General features: G+C 69.9%; 13 protein-coding genes. 8 read left to right on the forward strand and 5 right to left on the reverse strand.

Annotated elements, in window-relative coordinates:
* A partial coding sequence (locus tag B9S58_RS09860; protein WP_103531738.1) for an SDR family oxidoreductase occupies positions 1-659 on the reverse strand: 659 nt, incomplete at its 3' end.
* Between the two features lie 246 nt (positions 660-905).
* On the opposite strand from B9S58_RS09860, the gene B9S58_RS09865 reads away from it, so the two are divergent.
* The 3 genes from B9S58_RS09865 to B9S58_RS09875 all read left to right on the forward strand — a co-directional run bounded on the left by B9S58_RS09865 (position 906) and on the right by B9S58_RS09875 (position 3086).
* Positions 906-2051 carry a GAF domain-containing sensor histidine kinase gene (locus tag B9S58_RS09865; protein ID WP_103531739.1) on the forward strand — a complete coding sequence of 382 codons (1146 nt, stop codon included), beginning with the start codon at positions 906-908 and terminating at the stop codon, positions 2049-2051.
* Entirely contained in the window at positions 2044-2688 is a 645-nt protein-coding gene (locus tag B9S58_RS09870) for a response regulator transcription factor (protein ID WP_103531740.1), read from the forward strand. The genes B9S58_RS09865 and B9S58_RS09870 overlap by 8 nt, the downstream gene beginning before the upstream one ends.
* A 146-nt stretch (positions 2689-2834) precedes the next feature.
* Positions 2835-3086, forward strand: a complete 252-nt coding sequence (locus B9S58_RS09875) for a chaplin family protein (RefSeq protein ID WP_103531741.1) — start codon at positions 2835-2837, stop codon at positions 3084-3086.
* Positions 3087-3218: 132 nt separating this feature from the next.
* Here the strand turns inward: B9S58_RS09875 and B9S58_RS09880 are convergent, their stop codons facing one another.
* Positions 3219-4010, reverse strand: a complete 792-nt coding sequence (locus tag B9S58_RS09880) for a hypothetical protein (RefSeq protein WP_103531742.1) — start codon at positions 4008-4010, stop codon at positions 3219-3221.
* Positions 4011-4144: 134 nt separating this feature from the next.
* Between B9S58_RS09880 and B9S58_RS09885 the strand changes: the two genes are divergently transcribed.
* From B9S58_RS09885 to B9S58_RS09900, 4 genes are all read left to right on the forward strand, one after another.
* On the forward strand, positions 4145-4942 hold the full coding sequence (locus B9S58_RS09885; RefSeq protein WP_103531743.1) for an ABC transporter ATP-binding protein: 798 nt from the start codon (positions 4145-4147) through the stop codon (positions 4940-4942).
* 134 nt (positions 4943-5076) lie between these two features.
* Positions 5077-5505, forward strand: coding sequence for an NfeD family protein (locus B9S58_RS09890; RefSeq protein ID WP_103531744.1), 429 nt, complete (start codon positions 5077-5079; stop codon positions 5503-5505).
* Positions 5506-5670: 165 nt separating this feature from the next.
* Positions 5671-6642 (forward strand): SPFH domain-containing protein, encoded by a 972-nt coding sequence (locus tag B9S58_RS09895; RefSeq protein ID WP_103531745.1) that lies wholly within the window; start codon positions 5671-5673, stop codon positions 6640-6642.
* 78 nt (positions 6643-6720) lie between these two features.
* Positions 6721-7494 carry a sulfite exporter TauE/SafE family protein gene (locus B9S58_RS09900; protein ID WP_103531746.1) on the forward strand — a complete coding sequence of 258 codons (774 nt, stop codon included), beginning with the start codon at positions 6721-6723 and terminating at the stop codon, positions 7492-7494.
* Between the two features lie 86 nt (positions 7495-7580).
* On the opposite strand, the gene B9S58_RS09905 is transcribed toward B9S58_RS09900, so the two are convergent.
* From B9S58_RS09905 to B9S58_RS09915, 3 genes are all read right to left on the reverse strand, one after another.
* Positions 7581-8090 (reverse strand): HNH endonuclease, encoded by a 510-nt coding sequence (locus B9S58_RS09905; RefSeq protein WP_103531747.1) that lies wholly within the window; start codon positions 8088-8090, stop codon positions 7581-7583.
* A 138-nt stretch (positions 8091-8228) separates the two neighbouring features.
* Complete coding sequence (locus B9S58_RS09910; protein ID WP_103531748.1) at positions 8229-8765, reverse strand: YbhB/YbcL family Raf kinase inhibitor-like protein; 537 nt, start codon at positions 8763-8765, stop codon at positions 8229-8231.
* 65 nt (positions 8766-8830) lie between these two features.
* Positions 8831-9613, reverse strand: a complete 783-nt coding sequence (locus B9S58_RS09915) for a sporulation protein (RefSeq protein ID WP_103531749.1) — start codon at positions 9611-9613, stop codon at positions 8831-8833.
* A gap of 87 nt (positions 9614-9700) precedes the next feature.
* Here B9S58_RS09915 and B9S58_RS09920 point away from each other — a divergent pair, with 87 nt between their 5' ends.
* Positions 9701-10354, forward strand: coding sequence for a DNA-3-methyladenine glycosylase (locus B9S58_RS09920; RefSeq protein WP_103531750.1), 654 nt, complete (start codon positions 9701-9703; stop codon positions 10352-10354).
* Positions 10355-11005: the final 651 nt, after the last annotated feature.

Here is an 11005-nt window from a genome sequence, read left to right on the forward strand (position 1 = left end):
GCCGGCCGCTCCCGCACCAGCCGCAGGAAAGCGGGCGCCACACTCTCCGGCGACGGCCGAGGCTCGTCCGCCTCCTCCGGGACCGCCGCGGCGTACAGGTCCGTCGCCATGTCACCCGGGTCGACGGCCCACACCCGCAGCCCTGGCTCCTCCTCGCCCAGCACCGCCGCCAACTGGTCCAGCGCCGCCTTCGACGCCCCGTAGCCGCCCCACGTCGGGTACGGCTCCGCCGCCGCGTCCGAGCTGATCACCACCACCGCCCCCGCGGCCGAGGCCCGCAACGACGGCAACGCCTCCTGTACGAGACCGAGCGCCGCCACCACATTCGCCTCCAGCGCCCGGCGCAGCCCCTCCAACGGCAGCGCGTCCAGCCGGACCAGCGGCTCCGCGCCCAGCACGCTCGCGTTGCTCACCAACAGGTCGAGACCGCCCAGCGACCCGGCGGCCGCCATCAGCTCCGCCCGGTGTGCCGCGTCCGTGACGTCCCCCGGCACCGCCACCACCCGCGTCCCGTACCGCCCGCGCAGCTTCCGCGCGGTGTCCTCCAGCACCCCGGCGGTCCGTGCGTCCAGCACCAGGTCCCACCCCTGCCCGGCCAGCGCCCCCGCCAGCGCGCGCCCCAGCCCCTTCGAACCACCCGTGATCATCGCGACCGGCATGACGACCGCCCCTTCGTACCCTCGACGTCCACCGGGAGACCCCGGTGCGCCCAACGTAGGAAGCCCGCCCCGCCCCGCACCGCGCCTCGCCCGGGAGCCGCACTCCTACCCGGCACTTCGGCGTAGGTCCCGAGCGGTCCTACGACCTCCGGCCGAGGGCCCCGCCGCCCTGACCTAGGCCCCAGCCCGCCCACCACCGACCCCGGCCCGATACGACCGCACGGTTCCCGCCGGTACGGTGATCCCATGAGTCATCGCCCACCGTCGGGCCTCGCCGCGGTAAGTGCCGCGCTGCTCGCCATGAGCCGGCACCTCGAAGTGGGCGACGTCCTCAAGACGATCGTCGCCTCCGCCCGCGAGCTGCTCGACGCCCAGTACGCGGCCCTCGGCGTCCCGGACGACCACGGCGGCTTCGCCCAGTTCGTGGTCGACGGGGTCAGCGACGAACAGTGGAAGGCCATCGGGCCGCTGCCCCGCCAGCACGGCATCCTCGCCGCGATGCTGCACCAGGCGAAGCCCGAACGCCTCGCCGACGTCCGCGAGGACCCCCGCTTCGGGGGCTGGCCCGACGCCCACCCCGACATGTCCGACTTCCTCGGCCTGCCCATCACGGACGGCGACGAGATCATCGGAGCGCTGTTCCTCGCCAACAAGATGTGCCCCAAGCCCGAGGGCGGCTGCGGCTTCACCGCCGAGGACGAGGAACTGCTCCAGATCCTCGCCCAGCACGCCGCCATCGCGCTCACCAACGCCCGCCTCTACGAGCGCAGCCGCGAGCTGACCATCGCCGAGGAACGCTCCCGCCTGGCCCACGAGCTGCACGACGCGGTCAGCCAGAAGCTGTTCTCGCTCCGCCTCACGGCCCAGGCCGCCGCCGCTCTCGTCGACCGCGACCCCGCCCGGGCCAAGGGCGAACTCCAGCAGGTGGCCGTCCTCGCCGCCGAGGCGGTCGACGAACTGCGGGCCGCCGTCGTGGAACTGCGCCCCGCGGCACTCGACGAGGACGGGCTCATCGCCACCCTCCGCACCCAGATCCAGGTCCTGGACAGGGCGCACACCGCCGAGGTCGCCTTCGAGAGCCGCGGAGTGCGCGCGCTGCCCGCCGGCCAGGAGGAAGCACTGCTCCGGGTCGCCCAGGAGGCCCTCCATAACGCCCTGCGCCACTCCGGCGCGGAGCGCGTGAGCGTCACCCTGGCCCGGCGCGGCACCGCCACCGTCCTGCGCGTCACCGACGACGGGGGCGGGTTCGACCCCACCGCCGTGCGACGGGCGGGCCGCCACCTCGGCCTCGTCTCCATGCGCCACCGGGCGAGCAGTGTCGGCGGCCGGCTCACCGTTGCCTCGGAGCCCGGCAAGGGCGCCACGATCGAGATGGAGGTCCCCGGTGGCTGACAAGAACATCAGGGTGCTGCTGGTCGACGACCATCAGGTGGTCCGCCGCGGACTGCGTACGTTCCTGGAGGTCCAGGAGGACATAGAGGTCGTCGGTGAGGCGTCCGACGGCGCGGAGGGCGTGGCCCGGACCGAGGAGCTCCGCCCCGACGTCGTGCTGATGGACATCAAGATGCCCGGCACCGACGGCATCGAGGCCCTGCGCCGCTTGCGGGAGCTCGACAACCCCGCGAAGGTCCTCATCGTCACCAGCTTCACCGAACAGCGCACGGTGGTCCCCGCACTGCGCGCCGGAGCCTCCGGCTACGTATACAAGGACGTCGACCCGGACGCCCTGGCCGGCGCGATCCGCTCGGTGCACGCCGGTCACGTCCTGCTCCAGCCTGAGGTCGCGGGCGCGCTGCTGGCCCAGGACGACGCGGGCACCGGCACGGGCCGGGGGAGCACGCTCACCGAGCGGGAACGCGAAGTCCTCGGCCTCATCGCGGACGGTCGTTCCAACCGCGAGATCGCCCGTGCGCTCGTCCTCTCCGAGAAGACGGTCAAGACCCATGTGTCGAACATCCTGATGAAACTCGACCTGTCCGACCGTACGCAGGCCGCGCTCTGGGCGGTACGTCACGGAGCGGCGGGCTGACGTCGGCAGCGCCGCGGGTTCCCGCCCGGACCGAGATTCATACTGTCGGGTGTATGTCACCCGAACGGCGTATCCTTCCGGACCGCACGGCGTTCTTCAGGGCGTGCTGCGGCGGCTCGCCGCAGCCTCTCTAGGAGGATCCTGAAGTGAAGAACCTGAAGAAGGCCGCCGCCGTCACCATGATCGCGGGCGGGCTCATCGCCGCCGGTGCCGGCGGAGCCTCCGCCACCGGCCACAGCGGTGCCGGCGCCGAGGGCCTGGCCGCCCACTCCCCGGGGGTCGCCAGCGGCAACCTCGTGCAGGTTCCCGTCGCCGTCCCGGTGAACGTGGTCGGCAACACGGTCAACGTGGTGGGCCTGCTCAACCCGGCCTTCGGCAACCTCGGCCTCAACCACTGACCCAAGCCCTCCCGAAAGCCGGATGCCCTCCCACACCCCAAGGACCCGTCCGGCTTTCGCCGTACCCACCCCCATCCCACCCGGCGCACCACCCCAGCCCGTCCGGCGCTTGAGGACGAAAGGCCCGCGGGCCTACCGCCGAACCTCCCCGCCCTCCACATACGCGTTGTACGCCGCCACCAGCGCCCGCCGAGCCACCCGCTCCACAGGCCGCAACGCCTCCCCCCGCGCCGCGATCTCCGACGCGCTCACCGCACCGCCGTGCCCGTTCTCGTACGCCACCGAGACCAGCAGGCCCACCCGCTGCGCCATCTCCAGCACCCGCACCGCCCGCGGCGGATACCCGGGCGCCAGCACCTCGCGCCCCCGACTCCGCTCCGCCCGCGCCCGGTACACGTCCACCGCCGCCTCCGCCACCGGTCCGGAACCGGCCACGTCCAGCCGCGACAGCACCGCCGTCGCATCCCGCAACGCCTCCGCCAGCTCGCGCTCCGCCTCGCCCAGCGACGGCACGTCCGCGGGCGGCGCCTCCCGTACCGGCAGTACCCGCCACACCACCTCGACGTGCAGATTCCCCTCCGGCCCCACTTCGCTCACCTCGGGCACCAGCCCGTACGGCACCCCGTACGCGACCACCGCCTCCTCCGCCTCCAGCGCCCGTGCGTTGAAATCGGGCGGACCGCTCAGCCCCAGCGGATGCCCCGGCGCCGGCAGCGCGACCCGGAACCCGGTCGCTCCGAGACTCCTCAGCCGGCCGAGCGCCAGCGTGAGCCCGACCGGCCCCGCCTCACCCGGCAGTCCATCGACGCGGTGCACCGCGTCCTGTCCGACAATCGCGAGGGCCGCCTCGTCCGGCGAGACGAGTCCCGCCAGAAGCGCGTTTCCCCAAGCGGCCAACAACCCTGAGCGTGGTTCGACAAGCATGCCGACAGCCTAGGCAACGGCCGGGGAACGGCCCTCACGCCTGAAGCACTCGCGCGGTGGCGTAGGTTTTCCCTTGGGAGCCGTGCCCACCGGCACGCGACGATCGACGAGACTGCATGGGGAGACAACGCGCCATGAGCGATGTACTGGAGCTGGTGGACGTATCCGTGGTCCGCGACGGACGCGCTCTGGTGGACGATGTCTCCTGGTCGGTCAAGGAGGGGGAGCGCTGGGTCATCCTGGGCCCCAACGGCGCCGGCAAGACGACGCTCCTCAACCTCGCGTCCAGCTATCTCTTCCCGAGCAGGGGAACGGCCACGGTCCTCGGCGAACAGCTCGGCGGCGTCGGCACCGACGTCTTCGAGCTCCGCCCCCGGATCGGCATGGCGGGCGTGGCGATGGCCGACAAGCTGCCCAAGCGCCAGACCGTGCTGCAGACGGTCCTCACCGCCGCGTACGGCATGACCGCCACCTGGCACGAGAACTACGAAGCCGTCGACGAGGAGCGGGCCCGCGCCTTCCTCGACCGCCTTGGTATGACCGAGTACCTGGACCGCAAGTTCGGCACGCTCTCCGAAGGAGAGCGCAAGCGCACGCTCATCGCCCGCGCTATGATGACCGACCCCGAACTGCTGCTCCTGGACGAGCCCGCCGCCGGACTCGACCTCGGCGGACGCGAGGACCTCGTCCGTCGCCTCGGCCGCCTCGCCCGCGACCCGTTCGCCCCTTCCATGATCATGGTCACCCACCACGTCGAGGAGATCGCGCCCGGGTTCACCCACGTCCTGATGATCCGACAGGGCAAGATCCTCGCAGCCGGCCCCATGGAGACCGAGCTCAGCTCGCGCAACCTCTCCCTCTGCTTCGGTCTGCCGCTCATCGTCGAGCACACCGGCGACCGCTACACCGCGCACGGCCTGCCGCTGTCCTGACGGCCCCGCCCCGCCCCAACCCGGGACCGACCGGGCGCCGCAGCGGCCTGTCGCACGCGATCGACAGGCGATCCAACGCAGTTGGCCACCCGTGCGCCCTGTCGGTGACGCACCGACAGTCCTACGATGACCATGTGGACATCGACGCATGGGTGTGGTGGCTGATCGGCGCGGTGGGACTGGGCATCCCCCTCGTCCTGACCGCGATGCCCGAATTCGGAATGTTCGCCGTCGGGGCGGTGGCCGCATCGGCCGTCGCCGCCCTCGGCGGCGGAATCGTCGCCCAGGTGTTGGTCTTCGTCGTGGTCTCGGTCGCACTGATCGCCGTGGTGCGCCCGATCGCCGCCAGACACCGGGCCGGACAGACCGGACACGCCAGCGGCATCGACGCCCTGAAAGGCCGTCAGGCAGTCGTTCTGGAACGGGTGTCGGCCTCCGGCGGCCGCATCAAGCTCGCCGGCGAGATCTGGTCGGCCCGCTCCCTCGACGCCGACCAGGTCTTCGAACCCGGCAGCCAGGTCGATGTCGTGGACATCGACGGAGCGACGGCCGTCGTCATGTGACCGAAGCGTGCACGAGGCGGGCCGCGGTCTGCCAGACTCGAAGTCGATCATGCCGATCATCATGAGAACCCGGTCCGGCCCACAACTAGCCGACCACCGGCCGAACATGAGGACCGGCCCCGATCACCGCGATCCACCGGCCAACCGAAGGACACGAGAGACACGATGCAACCGATCATCATCGTTCTGATCATCCTGGTGGTGCTCGTCTTCATCGCCCTGATCAAGACGATTCAGGTCATCCCGCAGGCCAGCGCCGCCATCGTGGAGCGGTTCGGCCGCTACACCCGCACCCTGAACGCGGGCCTCAACATCGTCGTCCCGTTCATCGACTCGATCCGCAACCGGATCGACCTCCGTGAACAGGTGGTGCCCTTCCCGCCGCAGCCGGTGATCACCCAGGACAACCTCGTCGTCAACATCGACACCGTCATCTACTACCAGGTGACCGACGCCCGCGCCGCGACCTACGAAGTCGCCAGCTACATCCAGGCGATCGAGCAGCTCACCGTCACCACGCTCCGCAACATCATCGGCGGCATGGACCTGGAGCGGACCCTCACCTCCCGTGAGGAGATCAACGCGGCCCTGCGCGGAGTCCTCGACGAAGCGACCGGCAAATGGGGCATCCGCGTCAACCGCGTCGAGCTCAAGGCGATCGAGCCGCCGACCTCCATCCAGGACTCGATGGAGAAGCAGATGCGCGCCGACCGCGACAAGCGCGCCGCGATCCTCACCGCCGAGGGCATCCGGCAGTCCCAGATCCTCACCGCCGAGGGCGAGAAGCAGTCCGCGATCCTGCGTGCCGAGGGTGAGGCCAAGGCCGCCGCCCTGCGCGCCGAAGGCGAAGCCCAGGCCGTCCGCACGGTCTTCGAGGCCATCCACGCCGGAGACCCGGACCAGAAGCTCCTCTCGTACCAGTACCTCCAGATGCTCCCGAAGATCGCCGAGGGCGACGCCAACAAGCTCTGGATCGTGCCCAGCGAGATCGGCGACGCACTCAAGGGTCTCAGCGGAGCCTTCGGGAACCTCGGCGGCGGCATGCCCGGCTTCAACACCGGCGGGAACGGCGGAAACGGCCACGGGGGCATTCCCGCCCCGGCGGTGGAACGACGCGAGGAACCCCCGGTCTCCTGACCCGGAAGCCTCTTCGTGCATGATCAGTGAGGCCCCTCGACCTTCATGGCGGGGAGGCGTCACTGACCACCGAAGGAGATGGCTTTGTCCATCTGGGAAATACTCGCCGTCTTCGCGGCCGGCGTCGGAGCGGGCACGATCAACACGATCGTCGGCTCGGGCACCCTGATCACCTTCCCCGTCCTGCTCGCCACCGGCCTCCCCCCGGTCACCGCGACCGTGTCCAACGCGCTGGGCCTCATCCCCGGCTCCATCAGCGGGGCCATCGGCTACCGCAAGGAACTCGCCGGACAGCGCCGCCGGATCCTCAAGCTGAGTGTCGGCGCCGCGATCGGCGGCCTCTCCGGGGCGACCCTGCTGCTCGCCCTGCCCTCCACCGCCTTCGAGACGATCGTCCCGGTCCTGGTCGCCCTGGCGCTCGTCCTGGTGATCCTGCAACCACGCATCAGCAAAGCCGTCCAGCGCCGCCGCGAACACACCGGCGCCCCGCCCCGCGCCGACGGTGGCCCGCTCCTCTTCACCGGCTTGATGCTCGCCAGTGTCTACGGCGGCTACTTCACCGCTGCCCAGGGGATCATCTACCTCTCCGTGATGGGCATGCTGCTCGACGACACGATGCAGCGCCTCAACGCCGTCAAGAACGTCCTGGCCGCCGTGGTCAACACCGTCGCAGCCCTGTTCTTCCTCTTCGTCGCCCACTTCGACTGGACGGCCGTCGTCCTCATCGCGATCGGCTCGGCCATCGGCGGCCAGATCGGCGCCAAGGTCGGCCGCCGCCTGAGCCCCACCGTCCTGCGCGCCCTCATCGTGGCCGTGGGCTCGGTGGCCATCGTCCAGCTGCTGCTCCGCTGACACACGTGGGCCCGCCCCTTCACAGGGACGGGCCCACGGATACATCACCAGCCGTACGCCAACTACGCCACGGCTCCAAGCACCCCCTAGGCGGCAGCCGCCCGGTCCTGCCACCCGGGCAGCGCCGAGCGGTCGCCGGCCCCCATCGCCAGCAGCATCGCCTCGGCGGGGGAGGGGACGAACGGCTGCTTCAGCAGCGGCATCCCCGCCTGCTCCGGCGTCCGGGCGGCCTTGCGGTGGTTGTCCTCGGCGCAGGAGGCCACCGTGTTCAGCCAGGTGTGCTGCCCGCCCTGGGCACGCGGCACCACGTGGTCGACGGTGGACGCCCGCCGCCCGCAGTACGCGCACCGGTGCTGGTCCCGTATCAGCACACCCCTTCTGGACCACGGCGCCTGTCTTCGGAACGGCACCCGTACGTACCGGCAGAGCCTGATCACCCGGGGTGCCGGAATGTCCACGGCGGCACCACGCATACGGAGCTCGGGATGCGACTGCTCGACGACGGCCTTGTCCGTCAGGATCAGGACCACCGCACGGTTCAGCGTCACTGTCGACAGCGGCTCGAAGCTCGCGTTGAGAACCAGCGTGTCACGCATCCTGCCCACCTCCCGTGTGCCGCCCGCCCCCTGGCAGGCCCGGATCAACTCTGGCTGGGCAGGCCGCGATGGACAACGCAATAAAAAATGCCCTGCTCTGATCTCTCCAGGACCAGAGCAGGGCAAACAGCAAACGAACTAATCGCCGACGGGAGCTTCGTACTCGCCGATCAGCCGAGCACGCCCGAGCGTGTGGAACCGGAGATTGAATCCGGCCACCGCCGGAGACACATCGCTGTCGATCCCGAGCTTCTCGGTGTCCACCGCGTACACGGTGAACACATAGCGGTGGTTCTCCCCGGGCGGCGGCGCCGCGCCCCCGAAGTCCTTCGAACCGTAGTCGTTGCGAGCCTGGACGGCCCCTGCGGGCAACCCTTCGAACGTCCCGCTGCCCGCCCCGGCCGGCAGCTCGGTCACCGAGGCCAGGACATCGAAGAGCACCCAGTGCCAGAACCCGCTGCCCGTCGGGGCGTCCGGGTCGAAACACGTCACGGCGAAGCTCTTGGTCCCCTCGGGGAAACCGTCCCACCGCAGCTGCGGCGAAGTGTTCCCGCCCGCAAGCACCTGGGCATCGCCCAGCAAGGCCCCCGGCGCGAGGTCGTCGCTCACCACGGTGAACGCCGGTACCTCCGGATGGAAGTCGTGCGGCAGCGGGGCCCTCTTCGGCTCGGTCACGTCTCGCACCTCTCCTGATCGGATTCGTCTGCCTTCTTCCCCGACCTTAGGGGGCGTACCGCCCGCTAGAGCCAGTTGCGCTGTCCGCCTACCTGGGCGAGCCACTGGTTGAGGTACGCCGCCCAGTCGGTCTGCTGGTAGTCGTGCAGCCCCACCTGGAACGCGCGGTAGGAGTCGCTGCCCTCACTGAACAGACCCGGCTTCTTGTCCATCTCCAGGATGACGTCCATCTCGCGGTCGTCGGCGACGAACGTGAGCTCGACCTGGTTCAGCCCGCGGTACTGCGTCGGCGGGACGAACTCGATCTCCTGGTAGAACGGCAGCCGCTGTCGCGTACCGCGGATGTGACCGCGCTCCATGTCCGCACTGCGGAACCCGAAGCCCAGCTGGCCGAAGGCGCTCAGGATGGCCTCCTGTGCCGGCAGCGGGTGCACGTTGATCGGGTCCAGGTCACCGGAGTCCAGCGCGCGGGCGATCTCCAGCTCGGTGGTCACCCCGATGTTCATCCCGCGCAGCTGCTGGCCGCCGAACATCGTGATCGGCGTCTCCCACGGAATCTCCAGGCCGAACGGCACCACGTGCACCGCGCCCGCCTGCACCTCGAACGCGCCCCCGAGCCGCAGCTTGGTGAACTCGATGTCCTGCTTGGTCTCCTGGTCCCCGCTCTCGACCTCGACCCGCGCCTGCAGACCGACGGAGAGCCCCTCGATCTGCTGGGCGACCGAGCCGCCCTGGATCCGCACCTCACCCTGGACGACCCCACCGGGGACGACATTCACCTCGGTGAGCTCGGTCTCCACCGAGGCACCGCCGGCACCCATGCTCGCGAGCAGCCGCTTGAAGCCCATAGTCACTCCTTATTGGTCCTGACCCCTACATACGCGCCACGACGGTAGCCGGTTCCCGTCCGGTCGATCCCAGTACCCTCGGGCGCCATGACCAAGAGACCCGACCGCACCCCACTGACGCGGGACTTCTTCGACCGCTCCGTACTGGAAGTCGCCCCCGACCTGCTGGGCCGAACGCTCGTCCGGCGCACCGATGCGGGCACGATCGAGCTGCGCCTGACAGAGGTGGAGGCGTACGCGGGCGAGGTCGACCCCGGATCGCACGCCTTCCGGGGCCGCACCGCGCGCAACAGCGTGATGTTCGGTCCGCCCGGCCACACGTACGTCTACTTCACGTACGGGATGTGGCACTGCCTCAACCTCGTCTGCGGTCCGGAAGGTCGTGCGAGCGGAGTCCTGCTCCGGGCGGGCGAGATCAACATCGGCGCCGACCTGGCCCGCGACCGACGCGTCTCGGCCCGCAACGACAAGGAACTGGCCAAAGGCCCGGCCCGCCTCGCCACCGCCCTCGACGTCGACCGCGACCTGAACGGCAGCGACCTCTTCGGCGGCCCCGCCCCGGCGCTGTCCGTACTGCACGGCGCCCCGCCGCCCCGTGCCCTCGTACGCAGCGGCCCCCGCACCGGGGTGGGCGGCGACGGGGCCCACCAGCCTTGGCGTTTCTGGATCGAGGGAGACCCCACGGTGAGCCCGTACCGTGCCCACGCACCGCGCCGCCGGCCGAGCCGCAAGGCAACTTGACGCACCCTCGGCGGGCGCCTAATGTAGTCCGAGCCGCTTGACACGGGTACAGCTATCGGAACGGCCCATCGGACCGGACCGAGCTACTCGAAGCGGCCAAACCACTACCTACGACTCACCCTGGCGGGTGTGAATTCGGCATGCCCGTAATTCGTCCCATCGGCTCGATTATGAGCTGCCAAGGGAATCGGCTAACGTAGTGAACACGCCGAAAGGCAAGGCCACTCCACAGGCCACCGGAAATCAAATTCGGACCGGAAACGGAACGAAAAAGAGTCTGGTAAAGTTGGAACCGCCGGAAAGGGGAAACGCGAAAGCGGAGGACCTGGAAAGCGAAACTGCTTGACCCGCTTCGACCGGGAATCGGACACGAAAGAGTCTGATAGAGTCGGAAACGCAAGAACGAAGGGAAGCGCCCGGAGGGACCCGGTGAAACGGGACCGAAGGAAGCGTCCGTTCCTTGAGAACTCAACAGCGTGCCAAAAGTCAACGCCAAATATGTTGATACCCCGGCCTGCTTCGGCAGGTTGGTGGTTCCTTTGAAAGTCCTGCACGGGTCGCTTCGGCGACCGGGCAGGCAATTACACAGCGAGGACGCTGAGAACAACGGGTCTTATTCCGACCGGTTGTTCCGCTCTCGTGATGTGTGCA

Origin of the sequence: Streptomyces sp. SM11 (genome assembly GCF_002910905.1) — a bacterium.
Taxonomy (GTDB): Bacteria; Actinomycetota; Actinomycetes; order Streptomycetales; family Streptomycetaceae; genus Streptomyces.